Origin of the sequence: Sphingomonas sp. PWP1-2, assembly GCF_049898305.1 — a bacterium.
Lineage (GTDB): Bacteria > Pseudomonadota > Alphaproteobacteria > Sphingomonadales > Sphingomonadaceae > Sphingomonas > Sphingomonas glacialis.
Window position 1 is genome coordinate 549,194 of the sequence record NZ_JAFCXM010000002.1, and the last position, 20,178, is coordinate 569,371.

19 protein-coding genes are annotated in these 20,178 nt (G+C 68.1%); 8 read left to right on the top strand and 11 right to left on the bottom strand.

Annotation, left to right across the window (positions count from 1 at the left end; genetic code table 11):
• The first annotated feature begins 55 nt into the window (after nt 1-55).
• Nucleotides 56-1,717, top strand: coding sequence for a formate--tetrahydrofolate ligase (locus ACP7C5_RS07450; RefSeq protein ID WP_426263741.1), 1,662 nt, complete (start codon nt 56-58; stop codon nt 1,715-1,717).
• Nucleotides 1,718-1,846: 129 nt separating this feature from the next.
• On the opposite strand, the gene def is transcribed toward ACP7C5_RS07450, so the two are convergent.
• Nucleotides 1,847-2,377: a peptide deformylase gene (gene def, locus ACP7C5_RS07455; RefSeq protein WP_426263742.1), complete on the bottom strand. Its 531-nt coding sequence runs from the start codon at nt 2,375-2,377 to the stop codon at nt 1,847-1,849.
• Nucleotides 2,378-2,675: 298 nt separating this feature from the next.
• Nucleotides 2,676-3,272, bottom strand: coding sequence for a recombination mediator RecR (gene recR / locus ACP7C5_RS07460; protein ID WP_426263743.1), 597 nt, complete (start codon nt 3,270-3,272; stop codon nt 2,676-2,678).
• A gap of 138 nt (nt 3,273-3,410) precedes the next feature.
• Between recR and fmt the strand changes: the two genes are divergently transcribed.
• Nucleotides 3,411-4,373 (top strand): methionyl-tRNA formyltransferase, encoded by a 963-nt coding sequence (gene fmt, locus ACP7C5_RS07465; RefSeq protein WP_426263744.1) that lies wholly within the window; start codon nt 3,411-3,413, stop codon nt 4,371-4,373.
• Complete coding sequence (gene truA, locus ACP7C5_RS07470) at nt 4,370-5,110, top strand: tRNA pseudouridine(38-40) synthase TruA (RefSeq protein ID WP_426263745.1); 741 nt, start codon at nt 4,370-4,372, stop codon at nt 5,108-5,110. The genes fmt and truA overlap by 4 nt, the downstream gene beginning before the upstream one ends.
• Here truA and ACP7C5_RS07475 read toward each other — a convergent pair.
• The 7 genes from ACP7C5_RS07475 to ACP7C5_RS07505 all read right to left on the bottom strand — a co-directional run bounded on the left by ACP7C5_RS07475 (nt 5,101) and on the right by ACP7C5_RS07505 (nt 13,350).
• Nucleotides 5,101-6,285: a class I SAM-dependent RNA methyltransferase gene (locus ACP7C5_RS07475; RefSeq protein ID WP_426263746.1), complete on the bottom strand. Its 1,185-nt coding sequence runs from the start codon at nt 6,283-6,285 to the stop codon at nt 5,101-5,103. The genes truA and ACP7C5_RS07475 overlap by 10 nt on opposite strands.
• Nucleotides 6,282-7,706, bottom strand: coding sequence for an NAD(P)H-hydrate dehydratase (locus ACP7C5_RS07480; protein WP_426263747.1), 1,425 nt, complete (start codon nt 7,704-7,706; stop codon nt 6,282-6,284). The genes ACP7C5_RS07475 and ACP7C5_RS07480 overlap by 4 nt, the downstream gene beginning before the upstream one ends.
• On the bottom strand, nt 7,703-8,104 hold the full coding sequence (locus ACP7C5_RS07485) for a hypothetical protein (protein WP_426263748.1): 402 nt from the start codon (nt 8,102-8,104) through the stop codon (nt 7,703-7,705). The genes ACP7C5_RS07480 and ACP7C5_RS07485 overlap by 4 nt, the downstream gene beginning before the upstream one ends.
• Entirely contained in the window at nt 8,091-9,812 is a 1,722-nt protein-coding gene (gene ilvD / locus ACP7C5_RS07490) for a dihydroxy-acid dehydratase (protein WP_189674661.1), read from the bottom strand. Before ilvD ends, ACP7C5_RS07485 begins: the two co-directional genes overlap by 14 nt.
• Before the next feature lie 8 nt (nt 9,813-9,820).
• Entirely contained in the window at nt 9,821-10,555 is a 735-nt protein-coding gene (locus ACP7C5_RS07495; protein WP_426263749.1) for an N-formylglutamate amidohydrolase, read from the bottom strand.
• Nucleotides 10,556-10,761: 206 nt separating this feature from the next.
• Nucleotides 10,762-11,586 (bottom strand): 4-(cytidine 5'-diphospho)-2-C-methyl-D-erythritol kinase, encoded by an 825-nt coding sequence (locus ACP7C5_RS07500; RefSeq protein ID WP_322163880.1) that lies wholly within the window; start codon nt 11,584-11,586, stop codon nt 10,762-10,764.
• Nucleotides 11,587-11,706: 120 nt separating this feature from the next.
• Entirely contained in the window at nt 11,707-13,350 is a 1,644-nt protein-coding gene (locus ACP7C5_RS07505; RefSeq protein ID WP_426263911.1) for an electron transfer flavoprotein-ubiquinone oxidoreductase, read from the bottom strand.
• A gap of 147 nt (nt 13,351-13,497) precedes the next feature.
• On the opposite strand from ACP7C5_RS07505, the gene ACP7C5_RS07510 reads away from it, so the two are divergent.
• From ACP7C5_RS07510 to moaB, 3 genes are read left to right on the top strand one after another with little or no spacing between them, the layout of a single operon-like run.
• Nucleotides 13,498-14,250, top strand: coding sequence for a uracil-DNA glycosylase (locus ACP7C5_RS07510; protein WP_426263750.1), 753 nt, complete (start codon nt 13,498-13,500; stop codon nt 14,248-14,250).
• Nucleotides 14,247-16,049 carry a lytic transglycosylase domain-containing protein gene (locus tag ACP7C5_RS07515; protein WP_189674657.1) on the top strand — a complete coding sequence of 601 codons (1,803 nt, stop codon included), beginning with the start codon at nt 14,247-14,249 and terminating at the stop codon, nt 16,047-16,049. Before ACP7C5_RS07510 ends, ACP7C5_RS07515 begins: the two co-directional genes overlap by 4 nt.
• Nucleotides 16,039-16,566 (top strand): molybdenum cofactor biosynthesis protein B, encoded by a 528-nt coding sequence (moaB, locus tag ACP7C5_RS07520; RefSeq protein WP_426263751.1) that lies wholly within the window; start codon nt 16,039-16,041, stop codon nt 16,564-16,566. Before ACP7C5_RS07515 ends, moaB begins: the two co-directional genes overlap by 11 nt.
• A 73-nt stretch (nt 16,567-16,639) precedes the next feature.
• Here moaB and ACP7C5_RS07525 read toward each other — a convergent pair whose 3' ends face one another.
• Complete coding sequence (locus ACP7C5_RS07525) at nt 16,640-16,978, bottom strand: VOC family protein (RefSeq protein WP_189674655.1); 339 nt, start codon at nt 16,976-16,978, stop codon at nt 16,640-16,642.
• Nucleotides 16,979-17,035: 57 nt separating this feature from the next.
• On the opposite strand from ACP7C5_RS07525, the gene ACP7C5_RS07530 reads away from it, so the two are divergent.
• Nucleotides 17,036-18,109 (top strand): PA0069 family radical SAM protein, encoded by a 1,074-nt coding sequence (locus tag ACP7C5_RS07530; RefSeq protein WP_426263752.1) that lies wholly within the window; start codon nt 17,036-17,038, stop codon nt 18,107-18,109.
• Nucleotides 18,106-18,399, top strand: coding sequence for a DUF167 domain-containing protein (locus ACP7C5_RS07535; protein WP_426263753.1), 294 nt, complete (start codon nt 18,106-18,108; stop codon nt 18,397-18,399). Before ACP7C5_RS07530 ends, ACP7C5_RS07535 begins: the two co-directional genes overlap by 4 nt.
• Before the next feature lie 162 nt (nt 18,400-18,561).
• On the opposite strand, the gene ACP7C5_RS07540 is transcribed toward ACP7C5_RS07535, so the two are convergent.
• Entirely contained in the window at nt 18,562-20,142 is a 1,581-nt protein-coding gene (locus ACP7C5_RS07540) for a long-chain fatty acid--CoA ligase (RefSeq protein WP_426263754.1), read from the bottom strand.
• Nucleotides 20,143-20,178 lie beyond the last annotated feature (36 nt).

The following is a 20,178-nucleotide window of genomic DNA, read 5'->3' on the forward strand; positions in this document are numbered from 1 at the left end:
CCTTCTCGTCCATTCTCCATCTCCCCTTTTCTGAGAGATTTGGTAGGGCCGTTATATGCTCACCGATATCGCGATCTCGCGCGCCGCCACTTTGCAACCCATCGGCGCGATTGCCGCCGCAGCCGGGATCCCGCCCGAGGCGGTCGAGCCGTATGGCCATCACAAGGCGAAGATCGACCTGGCTGCGCTCCCTGCCCCCGTGGCGCAGGGCAAGCTGATCCTCGTCACCGCGATCAATCCGACGCCCGCGGGCGAAGGCAAGTCGACCACCTCGGTCGGGCTCGCCGACGCGCTCAACCGCACCGGGCGCAAGGCGATGCTTGCGCTGCGCGAGCCGTCGCTCGGGCCGTGCTTCGGTACCAAGGGCGGCGCTACCGGAGGCGGTTATGCCCAGGTGGTGCCGATGGAGGACATCAACCTCCACTTCACCGGCGATTTCCATGCGATCACCTCGGCGCACAATCTGCTCGCGGCGATGATCGACAATCATGTCCATTGGGGCAATGCGCTCGACATCGACGTGCGGCGGATCGTGTGGCGGCGCGTGCTCGACATGAACGACCGCGCTTTGCGCGATATCGCGCAATCGCTCGGCGGGCCGGCCAACGGCTATCCGCGCGAGAGCGGGTTCGACATTACTGTCGCCTCGGAAGTGATGGCCATCCTGTGCCTCGCGAGCGACCTGCACGATCTCGAGGCGCGGCTCGGGCGGATCGTCGTCGCCTATACGCGCGGGAAGCAGCCGGTGACGGCGCGCGATCTCAAGGCCGATGGCGCGATGGCGGTGCTGCTCGCGCAGGCGATCAAGCCCAACCTCGTCCAGACGCTCGAGGGCACGCCGGCGTTCGTCCATGGCGGGCCGTTCGCCAATATCGCGCATGGGTGCAATTCGGTAATCGCGACGCGTGCTGCCTTGGGGCTGGCGGATTACGTCGTGACCGAGGCCGGGTTCGGCGCGGATCTGGGGGCGGAAAAGTTCTTCGACATCAAGTGTCGCCAGGCGGGATTGAAGCCAGCTGCGGCCGTGATCGTCGCGACTGTGCGCGCGCTCAAGATGAACGGCGGTATCGCCAAGGTCGATCTCGGCGCACCCGATATCGCGGCGGTGCGACGCGGTGGCGTCAATCTCGCACGGCATATCGAGAATGTGCGCGCGTTCGGGGTGCCGGTGGTGGTGGCGATCAACCGCTTCGACGGTGATACACCCGAGGAAGTCGCGGTGATCCACGAAATCGCAGAGCACCAGGGCTGCGAGGCGGTGCTGTGCTCGCATTGGGCCGAGGGTGGCGCGGGTGCTCTTGAGTTGGCCGAGAAGGTTGCGGCGCTGGCCGAGCATCCGTCGCAATTCGCGCCGCTTTATGCCGATGATCTGTCGCTGTTCGACAAGATCAACACCGTCGCGACGCGGATCTACCGCGCCGAGGAGGCGGTCGCCGAGCCGTCGGTGCTGGCGCAGCTCGCGCGGTTCGAGGCGGCGGGGTTCGGGCATCTGCCGGTGTGCATGGCCAAGACGCAGTACAGCTTCTCGACCAATCCGGCCAAGCTCGGCGCGCCGACGGGGCATGTCGTGCCGGTGCGCGAGGTGCGCCTCAGCGCAGGTGCGGGGTTCGTGGTGGCGATCTGCGGGGAGATCATGACGATGCCCGGGCTGCCGCGCGTGCCGGCGGCGGAGGGGATTAGATTTGGGGCCGGGGGGGAGATCGAGGGGCTGTTCTAGCCTTCTCCCTCTCCCGCTTGCGGGAGAGGGGCGGGGTGAGGGCCGTGCCACGCGCGTCCGGTCACTGCCCTCACCCGACCTCGCTGCGCTCGGCCACCCTCTCCCGCAAGCGGGAGAGGGAGTGGGCGATCACGCCGCCTTGCGCATCTTAGTCAGCTTCTTGAGCAGCATATCGCGCTTGAGCTTCGAGATGTGGTCGATGAACAGTACGCCGTTGAGATGGTCGATCTCGTGCTGCAGCGCGGTCGCGAGCAGGCCGTCAAGGTCGCCCTCCTGGACCGCACCCTGCTCATCGAGCCAGCGGGCGCGGCAACTGGTGGGGCGCTCGACCTCGGCATATTGCTCGGGGATCGACAGGCAGCCTTCGTTGTAGAACGAGGTTTCCTCGCTCACCGATACCAGCTCGGGATTGATGTAGACGAGCGGCTTGCGGACCGGCTTGGCGTCTTCGCCCTCGCCTTCGGTCTCCTGCAGATCGATCACGACGATGCGCTGCTCGATCGCGACCTGCGTCGCGGCGAGGCCGATGCCGCGGGCGTCGTACATCGTGTCGAACATGTCGGCGACGATTTTCCGCACGGCGTCGTCCACCGTTTCGACGGGCTTGGCGATGGCGCGGAGGCCGGGGTGCGGGACTTCGAGGATTTCTAGGACTGCCATTCCCGCGAGCTAGGAAAGGTCGGGGGGCGCGTCAAGGTTTCAGCTGCGGAATGGATTCACGCAAAGGCGCGAAAGCAGAAGAAGATTGGTGCGCGCAGAGGCGCGGAGGACGCGGAGGCGGCGTGCGTGTGGGGTATCGCCCGCGCAGCGGGAGCCGCAGGATTTGCGGCTGGCGATGACGCGGGCCGCCGCGCGGCGAAATCAGCTCTCCGCGCCTTCGCGTGGATCGCTCTCCATTCTTCTTCTCCGCGTTCTCTGCGCCTCTGCGCGAACCACATCTTCTTGACCGCGTTGCTCCCTAAGCCACCGGCCGCCGCGCACGCAGGGCCTGCGCCAAAGTGCCCTCGTCGAGATAATCGAGCTCGCCGCCGACCGGCAGGCCATGCGCGAGCTGGGTGATGCGGATCGGGAAACGTTCGATCCGTTCGGCGATATAATGCGCTGTGGTCTGGCCCTCGAGCGTCGCATTCATCGCGAGCACGACCTCGTCGATCCCGCCATCGGCGATCCGCCGCACGAGCGAGTCGATCGCGAGATCCTCGGGCCGCACGCCCTCGAGCGCCGACAGCCGACCGCCGAGCACATGGAACCGCCCCGGGAACAGCCGCGAGCGATCGAGCGCCCACAGATCAGCGACTTCCTCAACGACGCACAGCGCGCGCGCGTCGCGGCGCGGGTCGGCGCATACGGCGCACGGATTGGTCGTGTCGATATTGCCGCAAATCGAGCAGTTTGAAAGGTTTTCCTCGACCGCCATCAAAGCGTTGAGCAGCGGCGCGAGCGCCCCCTCGCGCTTCTTGAGCAGATGCAGCACCGCCCGCCGTGCCGATCGTGGGCCGAGGCCGGGCAATTTGGACAGCGCTTGCGTGAGTGCTTCGATTTCGGGAGAGGCCATCGCCAAGAGATAGGGGGCGGAACGGCGTTCGTCACTATCCGTCGCCCCGGCGGAGGCCGGGGTCGATCGAGCGGCCCCCCCGGCTGGCTCCGGGTGACGGGACTTGCCTTTGCGCAGCCCCGATCGCAAAGCGCGGGCATGCGGATACTCTTCATGGGCACGCCCGATTTCTCGGTCCCGGTGCTGCAGGCGCTGGTCGATGCCGGGCACGACGTCGTCGCGTCGTACAGCCAGCCGCCGCGGCGCGCCGGGCGTGGCAAGGCGCTCACCCCCTCGCCCGTCCAGGCGCGCGCCGAGGCGCTGGGGATCACGGTGCGGACGCCGGTGTCGCTGCGCGATGCCGAAGCGCAGGCCGAGTTTGCGGGTTTCGGCGCGGACATCGCGGTGGTCGCGGCGTACGGGCTGATCCTGCCGCGTGCGGTGCTCGATGCGCCGGCGCGCGGGTGTCTCAACGTCCACGCCTCGCTGCTGCCGCGCTGGCGCGGGGCGGCGCCGATCCAGCGTGCGATCCTTACGGGTGATGAGCAGACGGGGGTGTGCATCATGCAGATGGAGGCCGGGCTCGATACCGGGCCGGTGCTGTTGCGCGATACGACGTCGGTCGACGGCAAGACGGCGGGTGCGCTGACCGACGAGCTGAGCGCGATGGGTGCTCGGCTGATGGTGGAGGTTCTGGCTGATCTCGACGCCTTTGCGCCGGTCGAGCAGCCCGAGGACGGCGTGACCTATGCTGCCAAGATCGACAAGGCCGAGGCGCGGCTCGATTTCACGCAGAGCGCCGCAGCGGTCGAGCGGCAGGTCCGCGGGTTCAATCCGGTGCCCGGGGCGTTCTTCGAGTTTCAGGGCGAGCGGATCAAGGTGCTGGCGGCGCAAATCCGTCATCCCGAAGGCCGGGATCTGCATGAGGAGAGCGAATCCGAGCAATCGGGCGGGCCCGGCCTCCGCCGGGGCGACGGCGGGGTGGTGCTCGACGATCTGCTCACGATCGCGTGCAGCGACGCCGCGATCCGGCCGACGCTGCTCCAGCGCGCGGGGCGTGGCGTCATGACCGCCGGCGAGCTGCTGCGCGGTTTCACGATCCCTGCGGGCACGCAGCTTTGACGCGCTTTGCGCTTACGGTCGAATATGACGGGCGCCCGTTCGTCGGCTGGCAGCGGCAGGACAATGGCGCGAGCGTCCAGGCGTCGATCGAGCGGGCCGTCCATGCCGTCACCGGCGAGACCGTCGCGGTGCAGGCTGCGGGGCGGACCGATGCGGGCGTCCATGCGCTGGGGATGCGGGCGCATGTCGATGTCGCGCGCGAGATCACTCCGTTCCGGCTGATGGAAGCGCTCAACGCGCTGGTCCGTCCCGATCCGGTCGCGATCGTCGATTGCGCGGTCGTGCCCGACGACTGGCACGCGCGCTTTTCGTGCATCCGGCGGCATTACGAATTCCGCATCGTCACCCGCCGCGCTCCACTGACGGTCGAGCGCGGGCTGGCGTGGCGCGTTCCCGCGCCGCTCGATGCGGCGGCGATGGCCGAGGGCGCGACGCATCTGGTGGGGCGGCATGACTTCACCACTTTTCGCGCGGCGCACTGCCAGGCCGACAGCCCGGTGCGGACGCTCGATCGGCTCGATGTCGTCGCGGACGGGGATCGGATCAGCGTGTTCGCCTCGGCGCGGTCGTTCCTGCATCATCAGGTGCGCTCGATGGTCGGGAGCCTATCGCTCGTTGGTCTCGGCAAATGGTCGCCCGACGACATGGCGTCAGCGCTCGCCGCGTGCGACCGCACCCGGCTCGGGCTCAATGCGCCGCCCGACGGCCTGTACTTTCTCCGCGCGGATTATCCCTGACGGCTGAACCGCGCGGCAAGCTCGGCATGCGTCGACCAGCGGAACTGGCCGACCGGCTGGATCCAGTCGAGCGTGTAGCCACCTTTTGACAGGATCTCAGCATCGCGGGCGAAGCTGCTGGGATTGCACGAGACATAGGCGATCACCGGCACCTTGGAGCCAGCCAGCTGCGCGATCTGCTCCTTCGCGCCGGCGCGGGGCGGATCGAGCACGATCGCGGCGAAGCGGTCGCACTCGGCCGAGGTCAGCGGGCGGCGGAACAGGTCGCGATGCTCGGCGAACACCGCCCTTCCCGCCTGCGCCGCCCCCGCCTTGAGCGCGAAGATCGCGTCGCGTCCCGCCTCGGCGGCATAGACCTTGCCCGGCAGCGACAGCGCGAAGGTGCCGAGCCCGGCGAACAGATCGGCGCTGATCTTGGCATCGCCGATCGCTTCGCGGACCGCCGCGACGAGCGCCGCCTCGCCCTCCTGCGTCGCCTGGAGGAAGCTGCCAGCGGGGAACGGCACCGCGACACCGCCGAGCGTGATCGTCACCGCCTCGGGCTCCCAGCGCGTCTCCGGCCCGATCCCGTCGTCGATCGCGAGGCGGGCGACACCGTTCGTGCCGCAGAAGGCGGTGATCGCCTCGGCGATCGCGAGGCCATCGGCGATCGTGCCTTCGATCAGCACGTCGATGCCCTGGTCGAGCTCGGTCAGATGGACGCGCGCGCGGCCTTTCAGCGCGCGCGCGAGCAGCTTGCGCAACGGCGCGACGAGCGCGAACAAGCGTGGCGTCAGGATCCAGCATTCGCGCAAGTCGACGATCGCGTGGCTCGCCTGCTCGCTGAAGCCGAGCTGGAGCCCCCCGCCCTTCGCTTCGGCATGGAGCGTCGCGCGGCGGCGGGTGTGCGCGGGCGACAGCGCGGGCGGGCGGATCGGCGCGGTCAACCCTTGCGCGGCGAGCGCGCCGGCGATCCGGTCGGTGAGGAAATCGGCGTAGCTCGCATCGTCGAGATGCTGGAGGTGGCACCCGCCGCAGACGGGGAAGTGGCGGCATGGCGGGGTCTGGTGGTGCGGGCCGGGCACGACCATATTGTCGGCGGTCAGCGTGTCGCCGGGGGCGGCATAGGCAGCGTGGCGGCCGTCGGCGGTGATGCCGTCGCCGCGGGCTGCAACTCGAACGATGACGTCGCTCACAGGGCGCCCCTTACTTTGGAAAGTTCTACTGCCAGATCATCGGCGAGGAAGGCCGCGCCGAGCCGTCGCGCGGCTTCGGCGTGGAGCCACACTCCCGCCTCGACCGGGTGGAGCGCGCTGCTTGCGAGCATCGCGCCGATCGCGCCGGCGAGGACGTCGCCGGTGCCGGCGGTCGAGAGCCAGGGATTGGCGTGGGTCGCGGTGCGGGTGCGGCCGTCGGGATAGGCGATCACGGTGTCGGGGCCCTTGAACACGACAATCGCGCCCGAGCGTACGGCGGCGGCGCGGGCGGCGTCGATCTTGCTGCCGGTATAGGCGCCGAAGACGGCGTGGAACTCGCCGGCATGTGGGGTGAGTATGACGGGGGCGTTGGCGTCGCGCGCCTTGATGCGATCGAACATTGTGGCGTCGAGTTGGTGGAGTGCGTCGCCGTCGATCACGAGGGGATAGCCGCTCGCCAGCGCGCGCTCGAGCTTGTCGGCGGCGTCCGCGCCTTTGCCGAGCCCGGGGCCGACGATGATCGCGGTCGTGTCGTGTGTCTTGCCATCGAGCGTTGCGGCCAATGCCTCGGGCGACCAGGCGCGCTGGACGAGCGCGTGCGGCATGTCGGGCGCGGCGCCGAGCAGCGCAGTGTAGCCGGCGCCGACGTGCATGGCGGCGCTTGCTGCGAGCGCGGCAGCGCCGGGCATCGTGCCGCCGATCACGACGACGAGACCGCGCGAATATTTGTGCATCGCCGGGGTCGGCTGCGCGAGCTTGGGCCGCGCGAGCGTCCAGTCGTGGCTCGCGGTCGCGTCGAGCCCGATATCGAGCAAGCGCACCGTGCCGCACAAGGCCGCCGAACGTTGCAAGACATGCGCGGGCTTGAGGGCACCGAGCGCCAGCGTCAGGGCGAAGGGGGCGATCTCGGTATCCCCGAGTATTGCGCCGCTATCGGTATCGACCCCGCTCGGCACGTCGACGGTGATCGCGAGATGCGCGTGGCGCGTCAGCGTGGCGAGCAGCGCCGCCGTATCCGCCGCGAGCGGTCGCGTGAGGCCGGTGCCGAACAGGGCATCGACCAGCACCGCGCCGTGGCTGGCGTCGGGGGCAAGCGCCGCGAAATCCTCGACCGTCCCTTCCCATCCGGCGCGTGCGGCCTTTGCGGCCTCTGTCTTCGGGGCGCTCAGCGCGGCCAAGCGGACGTCGGTCCCGTTCGCCTTGAGCAGCCGCGCCGCGACATAACCGTCGCCGCCATTATTGCCCGGCCCGCACAGCATCAGGACGGGTGCGCCGCCCGCAAGCCGCCGCACAGCTTCGGCGACGGCCGCTCCGGCACGCTCCATCAGCGCTTCGACGCTGGTGCCGGCATCGATCGCGCGCTGCTCGACGGCGCGCATCGCTGCCGCGCCGACGATCGGCTGCCCGTCGCTTCGAATCATGACGCCGTGGCGGCCTTGCCCTTGACGGTTGCAGGCAAACGATAGCGATCGCCGCCGAGCGCGACTTCGATCTCGCCGCTGCCGATCACGCTGACCATGGCCTTCTCGGCGCCATCGGCGGCGATCACGCCGCGGCCGTCGCGCGTCACCAGCAAGCGGTGGAAGGTGCCGTCGGGATGGCGCAGCGTCAGCACCAGCCCGTCGGCGCTCTGCGTACGGTCGACCGTGCAGACGCGCGCGAAATCGACAGAGCCACGCTGCGCGCAGACGATATTGCCGCTATCGTCCGGGCGCGCGCGCTGCTCGGCCTCGACCTTGGCGAGCGTCGCCTTGTCGGTCTGCGGTTCGCCGCATGCCGCGAGCGCGAGGAGCAGCAGCGCTGCGCTAGATATCCGCATAGACATGGGTTTCGGCACTGGCTCCTGGGTGCGTGACCGCGCCCCTATACGCCGGGCCGACGGTTTTGGCATAGCGCCACAGCACGCCCGATTGATAATCGTTCACGCGCGCCTGCCACGCCGCTTTCCGCGCGGCGAGGACATCGGCGGGGACATCGAGATCGATCGTGCCGGCCTCGGCGTCGATGCGGATCGAATCGCCATCCTCGATCAGCGCGATCGGACCGCCGTCGGCGGCTTCGGGCCCGACATGGCCGATGCAGAAACCCCGCGTCGCCCCCGAGAAACGGCCGTCGGTGATCAGCGCGATCTTCTCGCCCATGCCGAGGCCATAGAGCGCGGCAGTGGTCGAGAGCATTTCGCGCATGCCGGGGCCGCCCTTGGGGCCTTCGTAACGGATCACGAGCACTTCGCCCTCGTTGATCGAACGCGCCTCGACCGCGGCGAAGCACTCTTCCTCGCAATCGAACACGCGCGCGGGGCCGGTGAACTGGAGCCGGTGCATGCCCGCAACCTTGACGATCGCGCCGTCGGGGGCGAGCGAACCGCGCAGGCCAACCACGCCGCCGGTCGCCGAGAGCGGCGCCTTGACGTCGTAGATGACCTTCTGGTCGGGGTTCCAGGTGACTTGATCGATATTCTCGCCGAGCGTCTTGCCGGTAACGGTCAGGCAATTGCCGTCGAGGAACCCGCCCGCGAGCATCGTCTTCATCAGCATGTAGACACCGCCCGCCTCGTACATGTCCTTCGCCACATACTTGCCGCCGGGCTTGAGGTCGGCGATGTAAGGCGTTGATTTGAAAGCTTCCGCCACGTCGAACAGGTCGAAGTCGATCCCCGCTTCGTTGGCCATTGCGGGCAGATGCAGCGCGGCGTTGGTCGAGCCGCCGGTCGCCGCGACGACGCGCGCTGCGTTGATGAACGCCTCGCGCGTGCAGATGTCGCGTGGGCGGATGCCCCGCGCGACGAGCTCCATCACCTGGTCGCCCGCCGCGCGTGCGATCTCGTCACGGCCGCGATAGGGGGCGGGCATCATGTTCGAATTGGGCAGCGACAGGCCGATCGCCTCGCCGACACACGCCATCGTGTTGGCGGTGAACTGGCCGCCGCACGCGCCGTGGCCGGGGCACGCGACCTTTTCGAGCTCGATCAGTTCCTGCAGCGGGCACGAGCCCGCGGCGTATTGCCCGACCGCCTCGAACACGTCGACGACGGTGACGTCCTTGCCGTGATAGCTGCCCGGCAGGATCGAGCCGCCATAGACGAAGATGCTCGGGATATTGAGGCGAAGCATCGCCATCATCATGCCGGGGAGCGACTTGTCGCAGCCGGCAAAGCCGACCAGCGCGTCATAGCAATGGCCGCGGACCGAGAGCTCGACCGAATCGGCGATCACTTCGCGGCTGACGAGCGAAGATTTCATCCCTTGATGCCCCATCGCGATGCCGTCGGTGACGGTGATCGTGTTGAAGCGCCGCGGCATGCCGCCGCCCGAGATGACGCCCGCCTGCGCGGCATCGGCCTGCGCGTCGAGCGTGGTGTTGCACGGTGCGGAGTTATTGCCGGCGGAGGCAAGCGCGACGAACGGCTTGGCGATATCCTCCTCGGCGATTCCCATCGCGTAATAATAGCTGCGGTGCGGGGCGCGCTCGGGGCCGACGGACACGTGGCGGCTGGGGAGCTTGGATTTGTCGAAGGTGCGAGTCATGCGACAGCCTATTGCGTAGGATGGTCGCTCGACGCAAGTCTGTTGCTGATTTCGCGCAAGGTTGGCGCGAGGATGGCGGTCCAACGCCGTACACCCACGAGGTCGGCTATCAGATCGTTGCGGATTTCGATCGACAGGCTGGGAATATGGTTGCCCTCGCCGTGGCGGTCGAGCGTCGCATTGAGCAGCTGACCCGAATAGGGTTCGTTGTCGCCGGTGACGAGACCCTGCGCTGCGAGCAGCGGTAGCGCTATGTCGGCTGCGCGGCGATCTGTGTTCGACAGGATGCCGATCTCCCACGGGCGGGGCGCACCGTCGCCGTGTTCGAGCCGCGGCGTGAAGCTGTGAATCGCCGCAATGAGCGTGGGCTGCGTCTCGACGATCAGCGCGGCGAGCGCGTCGTGATAGGGCGTATAGAAGCGGGAGATCCGGTCGGTGCGGTCTGCCGTGGCATTTCCGGGAATGGCGTGGCCGTCGCTCGCGAGCGGGATCAGGCCGGGATGGTCGATCGGACGATTGAGGTCGATCACCAGACGCGACAGCGTGGCGAGCAAGGCAGGCGTGCGCAGTTCCGCCGCAAGCGCTTGAGTGAGCGCGGCGGTGCCGATGTCGATCGCGATATGCTTTTCGAGCAAGGCCGGCGCGATGCCGAGATCGATACCGTCGGGCACCGCGTTCGACGCGTGATCGCAGATCAGCAAGATGCCGCCGGGTTTGCCGGAGAGGATGTGGGGGCGGGTCATATGGTCACGACCGGGGGGATGACATGGATGTCACCGCCCCGGCCGGGGAATGGCGCAAGGCTGAGCCATGGACCATCAACGGGCGCTCCGCAGGGGGGCGGCGGACCCATCTTGCCCTAACACAGCAAGCTGCGCGCCAGTCGCGGTTTTCCGCCGGTTTTGGCGCTGACCCGCGTGCGCTTGTCCCAGAATGACGCGGCGCTCCGTCACGCGAGTGTCGTTTCGAGACACCAGTAGCCGGGCTGCGCGGCGCGAATCCGCGCGGCGGCGGCGCTGCGTTCGGCGGTGGTGGCGTAAAGCGCGAAGCACGTCGCGCCCGAACCCGACATGCGCGCGAGCAGCGGCGTGCCCTCGGCGAGCAGCGCGAGCACTCCGTCGATTTCGGGCGCGAGCCGGCGGGCGGGGGGCTCGAGGTCGTTACGCGCGGCGAGCGCTACGTCGAGCACATCGCCCTCGGGCATCGCGCCGAGATCGACTCCGTCCCAGGCCTTGAACACCGCGGCGGTCGAAACCGCGACGCCGGGATTGACGAGCAGCACCGGCATTCCGGCGGGGCCATCGAGCGGAACGAGGCGCTCGCCTCGCCCCTGCCCCAGCGCGGTGCGGCCGAGCAGGCACGCCGGAACGTCGGAGCCGAGCGCGGCGGCGATGTCGAACAGCTTTGGATCGTCAATCGCGATGGCGTTTGCGCGGGCGAGCGCTCGAAGTGCCGCCGCAGCATCGGCCGAGCCGCCGCCGATCCCCGAGGCGACCGGCAAATGCTTGTCGAGCGTGAAGGCGCCGCCCTCTGGCAGATCGAACGCCGTGGCGAACGCGCGGGCGGCGCGGAGCACGAGATTGTCGCCCTCGCCGCTCAAGCCTTCCGAGAACGGCCCGGTTATCGCCAGCGAGAGTGGCCCCGGCGCGAGCGTCACCGTGTCGCCATCGGCGACGAAGGCGAACAGCGTCTCGAGTTCGTGATAGCCGTCGCCCCGCCGCGCGCGGACGTGGAGCGCGAGGTTGATCTTGGCGGGGGCGGTTTCGGTGATCATTCGCTTCGTCCGGTTGAGAGCGCCGCGGCAAATCCGCGTCGTCGGACGGCGCTGGTGGCGCCGCCGGCCGGGCGCGCCTCGAGGCGCGACGCAGCTTCGCTGCGTCTTGCCCGGCGCGCCTTACATATTGGGGTAGTTGGGGCCCCCGCCCCCTTCGGGCACGACCCAGTTGATGTTCTGCGTCGGGTCCTTGATGTCGCAGGTCTTGCAGTGGACGCAATTCTGCGCGTTGATCACGAACTTGGGATCGCCGGTTTCCTCGCCGACGATCTCGTACACCCCCGCCGGGCAGTAACGCTGCGCGGGCTCGTCATACAACGGCAGATTGTGCTTCACCGGCACATCCGGATCCTTGAGCGTCAGATGGACCGGCTGGTCCTCCTCGTGATTGGTGTTCGAGATGAACACCGACGACAAACGATCGAAGGTCAGCACGCCGTCAGCCTTGGGATAGACGATCGGCTGGACCTGATCCTTACGCCACAGGCTCTCGTGATCGGGGTGGTGGTGGAGCGTGAAGGGCACTTTGAGGCCCCAATGTTCGAGCCACATCGTCACGCCGGCAAGCCCAGACCCGACGAAATCGCCGAACTTCTTGACCAGCGGCACGACGTTGCGGACGACCGACAGCTCCTTCTTGACCCAGCTCTGCTCGAACGCCGCGGGGTACGCCGCGAGTTCGTCATGTTCGCGCTGGCTGAGGATCGCATCGGCGGCGGCCTCGGCGGCAAGCATGCCCGATTTCATCGCGGTATGCGTGCCCTTGATCCGCGGCACGTTGAGGAAGCCCGCGCTGTCGCCGATCAGCGCCGCGCCGGGCATCACCAGCTTGGGGATCGACTGCAGCCCGCCATCGCTGATCGCGCGCGCGCCGTAGCTGACGCGCTTGGCGCCCTTGAGCAAAGCGGCGATCTCGGGATGCGTCTTCCAGCGCTGCATCTCCTGGAACGGCGAGAGATACGGATTGGTGTAGTTGAGCCACGTCACGAAGCCGATCGACACCTGGCCATTGGCCTGGTGATAGATCCAGCCGCCGCCGTTCGACCCGTGCGTCTCGCTGAGCGGCCAGCCCTGCGTGTGGATCACGCGGCCGGGCGAATGGAGCGCGGGATCGATGTCCCACAATTCCTTGACGCCGAGGCCGTAGACTTGCGGGTCGCTGTCCTTGGCGAGATCGAAGCTGCGGATCAGCTGCTTCGACAGATGCCCGCGGCAGCCTTCCGAGAAGAAGGTGTATTTCGCGTGGAGCTCGAGACCCGGCGTGTAATCGCCCTTGTGCGAGCCATCGCGTGCGACGCCCATGTCGCCGGTCGCGACGCCCTTAACCGAGCCGTCGTCGTTATAGAGGATTTCGGCGGCGGCAAAGCCGGGGAAGATCTCGACGCCGAGCTCCTCGGCCTTGCCCGCGAGCCAGCGGCACAGATTGCCGAGGCTGCCGGTATAGGTCCCCTTGTTGTGCATGAACGACGGCGTGAGGAAGTGCGGCAGGTTGCGCTTGCCACCCTTGCTCAGCACCCAGTGGTGGTTTTCGGTGACGGGCACTTCGGCAAGCGGGCAGCCGTCCTCGCGCCAGTTCGGCAGCAATTCGTCGAGGCTCTTCGGATCGATGACCGCGCCCGAAAGGATGTGCGCGCCGACTTCCGAGCCCTTTTCGAGCACGCAGACCGAGAGATCGGCGCCCTTCTCGGCCGCCACCTGTTTCAGCCGGATCGCAGCCGACAGGCCCGAGGGGCCAGCGCCGACGATGACCACATCGTACGGCATGGACTCGCGATGGTTTTCGCCTTCACTCACGGTACTTCTCCATCCGGGGCGCCGTCGCATCGGTCTCGTCGCGCGCGCGGCACTTCCTGTCCTGCTGCGCGTGCCAGCGAATTGACCTTCGCGTCAACATGGTAGCTATAGGCATATATGGGGGCTGACCAAAATATCGACTGGCGGATGGCCGCGGCGAGCGCGCTCGAATGGTGGCGCGACGCCGGCATCGATTCGCTGGTCGACGAGGCACCGCGCGATTGGACCGCTGCCCCGGTCGCCCCTGTCGTCGTCCCCGAGCAGCGCGCACGCGTTGCCGCCGTAGCGGAACCGGTCGTGCTGCCGCTGCCGCGCACGCTCGAGGATTTCCTGACCTGGCGCGCCGGGGACGATGCGCCCGAAGCCGACTGGCGCGGCGATCCGATCGGCGCGTCGGGCGATCCGTCCGCCGACATCATGATTTTGACCGACGTGCCCGATCGCGAAGATGGCGACTCGGGAAGCCTGTTCGGCGGGCCAGTAGGCAAACTGTTCGACCGGATGCTCGCCGCGATCGGGCGGAGTCGCGAATCGGTCTACATCGTGCCGATGTGCAGCAAGCGCCCGACCGCGGGGCGGATCGCCCCCGAGATCGAGAAACGGATCGTCGAGGTTGCGCGGCATCACGTCGCCCTGGTGAAGCCGATGCGGCTGCTCGCATTGGGAAATGCGCCGAGCCGTGCGCTGATGGGGATGGACGTCGCACATGCCCGCGGCAGTTTACACCCAATTAACCTAGAAGATGGCATGCCAGCGGTAACGGTCGATGTGGTGGCCAGTTTCCATCCGCGGCTGTTGCTGGAACGCCCGGCCGACAAGGCCCGGGCGTGGAAGGATTTACAAATGTTGATCGCGGGGTTGAGCGCATGAGCGCAAAGCGGGTTCTTCTCACCGCTCTTATCCTGGCGGTGCCGGGCATCGCACAGGCAGCGGGCGAACCGCCGATGGCGTCGGTCCAGACCAGCCAGCGCAGCATCATCCCGACTCAGCTCGACGCCGAACAGCGCGATGCCTATCGCGCGGTGTTCGCCAATATCCGCGCGCAGAAGTGGCAGGATGCGCAGCTCCTCCTGGCCTCGCTCAAGCCCGGGCCGCTCCACGCGATCGCCGAGGCCGAACTGCTCACCGCCAAGGGCTCGCCCAAGGCCGATCTCGACCCGCTGATGAAGCTGCTCGCCGATGCGCCCGAGCTCCCGCAGGCCAAACAGATCCTGACGATGGCGGCGTCGCGCGGCGGCGTCGGCCTGCCACCCTTGCCCGAGGCGCGTGCGCTGCGCTGGATCGACGGCGCACCGGCCCGCAAGCGCGCCAAGAGCTTCGGCACTGGCGACATGCTTGCGGTCGAGCTGGCGCTCAAGATGCAGCCCTTCATCAAGGAAGATCGCGGCTTCGAAGCCCAGCAGTTGCTCGAATCGACCCCCGGCCTGTCGTCGGATTCGGTCACCGAGTGGCAACGCAAGATCGCTTGGATGTATTATCTTGCCGGCGACGACGCCAACGCCCGCACGATGGCGGCGCGCGCGGGCAGCGGCTACGGCGATTTCGCGGTCGAAGCGGTGTGGGTCGGTGCGCTCGCCGCGTGGCGGCAGCGCGATTGCGCCGCCGCGGGCGATCTTTTCCAGAGCGTCGCCGCGCGTGCGAGCGATATCGAACTGCGCGCCGCCGGGCTCTATTGGACCGCGCGCGCCGACATGCAGTGCGGCCGTCCCGACCGGATCGAGAACCGCCTCAAGAACGCCGCGCAATATCGCGAGACCTTTTACGGCCTGCTCGCGCGCCAGGCGCTCGGCATCAAGGATGCGCCCAATCGCGCGGCAACGCTGTCGGGGACGAGCGACTGGCAGCAGGTAGGGCGTCGTCCCAACGTCCGCGTCGCGGCCGCCTTGGTCGAGATCGGCGAGAACGGCCTCGCCGATGCGGTGATCCGCCAGCAGGCGCGGATCGGCGATCCTTCCGAATATCCTGCGCTGGTCCGCGTGGCGGCGGCGCTCGATTTGCCCGCAACGCAAGTGTGGCTGTCGCATAATGGACCGGTCGGCGCGACGCCGCCGCTCGAGGCGCGCTTCCCCGCGCCGAACTGGGCGCCCGATGGCGGCTGGCGCGTCGACAAGGCGCTGGTGTTTGCGCACACGCTCCAGGAATCGCGCTTCCGCACCGATGTGGTGAGTCCGGCGGGCGCTTACGGCTTGATGCAGGTGATGCCGCGCGCCGCGACCGACATCGCGCGCAAGCAAGGCCGCAGCTTCGACCGCAGCGCGCTGTCACGGCCCGGCACCAATTTCGAGGTCGGCCAAAGCTATCTCGAGCAATTGCGCGACCAGCGGTGCACCGAGGGACTGCTCCCCAAGGTCATCGCTGCCTACAATGCCGGCCCCGGCCCGGTCGAGCTGTGGAACGCGCAGACGCGCGATGGCGGCGATCCGCTGCTCTATATCGAATCGATCCCCTATTGGGAGACGCGTGGCTACGTCACCACCGTGCTGCGCAATTACTGGGTCTATGAAGCGCAAACCGGCAAGCCGGCGTCGGTCAGCCGCGCGGCGCTCGCGCAGGGCATGTGGCCGCGCTTCCCCGGCCTGCCCGGGGCGGCGGCGGTGCGGCTGACCTCGAGCAACGGCTATCGTGCTTCGGCGAGCCTTCCCAACAAGGCGGTCGCCAGTGCCAATTGACGAAGCCGCGACGTTTCTTCCCGTCCGGATTGCCGTTCTCACCGTTTCCGACACGCGCGGCCTGGCCGATGATCGTTCTGGCGACACGCTCGTCGCTCGGTTGACCGACGCGGGCCACGTTCTGGCGGCGCGCGCGATCGTCAAGGACGATGCCGATCTGCTCGTGGCGACGCTGCACCGCTGGATCGACGATCCGGCGGTCGACTGCATCATTTCGACCGGTGGCACCGGGGTGACCGGGCGCGACGTTACGCCCGAGGCGATCGAGCGCGTTGCCGACAAGCTGATTCCGGGGTTCGGCGAACTGTTCCGTTGGCTGAGCTTCAAGACGATCGGCACCTCGACCGTCCAGTCGCGCGCGTGTGCGTGCGTGACGCGCGGGACGTATATCTTCGCGCTACCGGGCTCGACCGGCGCGGTGAAGGATGGCTGGGACGGTATCCTCGCGAGCCAGCTCGACTCTCGGCACAAGCCCTGCAATTTCGTCGAATTGATGCCGCGCCTGCGCGAACGGTGAGCCTTTCGAAGGGCTGTCCTTCTTCCGCGCATTGAAGGGCCAACACCGCTTCGACACGCTCAGCGGAACTCCGTCAGCCATCGTAGCGCGCGACGGCAAGTTCGTGCCCCGAACGATCGCGGAAATGGAAGCGGCGCCCGCCGGGAAAATCGAACGCCGCGCGCGTGATCTCCCCGCCTGCCGCGCGGATTGCAGCCTCGGTCGCTTCGAGATCGTCGACCGCGATCACCGCGAGCGCCGCAGCGGTAGCCTCGGCCGGGTCGGCCTGGAACCCGATCTCGGTATCGCCAGTCGTCGTCGCGGCATAGCTCGGCCCGAAATCGCTGAATTGCCAGCCGAATGCCGCCGAATAGAAAGCCTTGGCGGTCGCGGTGTCGCGCACCGGCAGCTCGAGATAGTTCAATCGTGCCATGTCCGTCCCCCTAACGTCGTTCTTGTTGTGTTCTGGTGCACTTGCTAGACAGCGTCAATGGCCGACAAACGCCCCAGTCGCGGTGCGACGCTCAATCGCGAGAGCCAGCGCTTCAACCTGCCAGCGCGCAAGGCCGATGGCGACTGGCTTGATGATAGCTTTGCGATCGACGGCGAGACTCCGCGCCTGCGAACCACCGTGACGGTCGAGCGTGCGCGGACGATCATCAGCCGCAACAGCTCGCCCGACATCGGCTTCGACCGCTCGATCAATCCGTATCGCGGGTGCGAGCATGGCTGCATTTACTGCTTCGCGCGGCCGACCCACGCCTTCCACGATCTCTCGCCAGGGCTCGATTTCGAGAGCAAGCTGTTCGCCAAGCCCGATGCCGCGGTGCTGCTCCGCGCCGAACTCGGCAAGCGCGGCTATGTCGCGCAGCCGATCGCGTTCGGGACCAACACCGATCCGTATCAGCCGATCGAGACCGACTGGCAGATCACGCGCGCCTGCCTCGATGTGCTCGCCGAGACCAACCACCCGCTGACGATCACCACCAAGTCCGACCGCGTCGTGCGCGATATCGATCTGCTCGCGCCAATGGCGGCGAAGGGGCTGGCGGCGGTGGCGATCTCGCTCACTTCGCTCGATCCGAAGATCGCGATGACGCTCGAGCCGCGTGCGCCGACCCCGACGCGGCGTTTGGCGGCGGTGCGCGCACTCGTCGCGGCGGGGATCCCGACGCACGTCTCGATCGCCCCGGTGATCCCGGCGATCACCGATCACGAGATCGAACAGCTGATCGAGCGCGCGGCCGAGGCGGGTGCGCGTTCGGTGTCGTTCATTCCGGTGCGGCTGCCGTGGGAGGTGGCGCCGCTGTTCAAGGCCTGGCTCGACGCGCATTTTCCCGATCGCGCGAGCAAGGTGATGGCGATCATCGCCTCGATCCGCGACGGGCGCGAGAACGATCCGGGTTTCTTCACGCGGATGCGCGGCAGCGGGCCGTGGGCGGAGCTGCTGCGGACGCGCTTCCAGATCGCGTGTCGCAAACATGGCATGAATGTCGAGCGGATTGCGCTACGCAGCGACCTGTTCCGCCCCCCGGCGGGGCCGCAGGGGGATTTGTTCGGATGAGCCGCGTCAAGCATCGCCTGCCCGACCGTGCCGCGGTGCTCGCGCTGGTCGACGCGCGCGGGCAGATCGCGGTCCGGGCCACGCCCAATGCGAGCGCGAACGCGGTGGCGCTCCCTGCCGAGGGGGCGGCACGCGTGCTTTCGATCCGGACGACGATCACGCCCGAGGACGGCAAGGCCAACGACGCGATCCTTGGATTGCTCGCCGAGGCGCTCGGCTGCCCGAAATCGGCGCTGACGCTGGTGCGCGGGGCGACCGCGCGGGATAAGGTCGTGCAGATCGCGCGCTAGGGCCGTCGCCTCGAACCCTGTAGCTTCCCCGGCGAAGGCCGGGCCCAGGAGCGATTGCCGAGATCATCGAACACACCGCACGCCTTCGCTCGCTCTACTCCTGGGCCCCGGCCTGCGCCGGGGAAGCGAGAGTTAGGGGAGCTCGCAGGCGCAGGCCCAGCTTCACCCCGCCAGCACATGATCCTTGAAGCGGGCGCGCAGCGCGGTCTTGAGGATCTTGCCCGTCGCGGTGTGCGGCAGGTCGTCGACGAAGACGATCTCGTCGGGCAGCCACCATTTCGCGACATGCTCGCCCAGATGCGCGCGGATCTCGGCAGCTTCCACCATGCTGTCGGGCTTGCGCACGACCACCAGCAGCGGGCGCTCGTCCCACTTCGGATGATAGATCCCGATCGCGGCGGCTTCGGCGACGCCGGGGCAGCCGACCGCGGCGTTCTCGAGGTCGACCGACGAGATCCACTCGCCGCCCGACTTGATCACGTCCTTGGCGCGATCGGTGATCTGCATTGTGCCATCACGATGGAGAACGGCGACATCGCCGGTGTCGAACCAGTTATCGGCGTCGACCGCGTCCTCCTCCGCACCGAAATAGCGCTGGACGATCCACGGCCCGCGGACTTGCAGCCGCCCCGAGGACACGCCGTCGCGGGGCTGCTCCCGGTCATCGTCGTCGAGCACGCGCAGCTCGATCCCGAACGGTATGCTGCCTTGCTTCTGGAGCAGGTCGAGCTGGTCGTCGCGCGACAGCTCGTCCCAATTGGCTGGCGGCGCGGCGGCAGTCGCGACGGGGGAGGTCTCGGTCATCCCCCACAGATGGATCACCTTGATCCCCATATCGAGGAAGCGCGCAATCATCGCGCGCGGTGCCGCCGAGCCGCCGACGGTGATCGCCTCGAGCGTGCGCGGCAGCTCGCCGGTCGTGTCGATATGCTGGAACAAAGCGAGCCACACCGTCGGCACCCCGCCCGCCAGCGTCACGTGCTCGCGGTTCATCAGGCCGCACAGCACCGCGGCATCGTTGACCGCCGAGAAGACGAGCTTGGTGCCCGCGAGCGGCGCGGCGAAGCACAGCCCCCAGGCGGCGGCGTGGAACAGGGGCACGATCGGCAGCACGGTCGACCGCGCGCTCAGCGTCATCACCGCGGGCGAGGCGGCGTGCATCGCGTGGAGCAGCGTCGAGCGGTGGGTGTAGAACACGCCCTTGGGGTTGCCCGTCGTGCCGCTGGTGTAGCAGAGCATGCACGGCGCGCGCTCGTCGCCCTCGACCCAGGCATAGCCGCCGTCCTCCGCGTCGAGCAGCGCGTCGAACGCGCCGTCGTCGAAGCAGATATAGTGCTCGATGCTCGTCCACAGCGGCTTGAGGCGATCGACCAGCGGCTGGAACTGCTTGTCGTAGAGGAGGACGCGGTCCTCGGCGTGGTTGGCGATGTAGACGAGCTGTTCGTCGAACAGGCGGGGATTGATGGTGTGGACCACCCCGCCCATCCCGATCGTGCCGTACCAGGCGACGAGATGCGATCCGTGGTTCATGCCGAGCGTCGCGACGCGGTCGCCGGGGGCGATGCCGAGGCGTTCGAGCGATTGCGCCAGCCGTTTGGCGTCGTGCGCGACGCCGGCCCAGGTGCTGCGCGTTTCGCTACCGTCGGCCCAGCGTGTGACGATCTCGCGCCCGCCATGCTCGCGCGCGGCATGATCGAGCAGCCGCGGCACCCGCAATTCGAAATCCTGCATTCCACCGAGCATTCCAGACTCCACTCCTGTTTATGGGAGGGGCCGGGG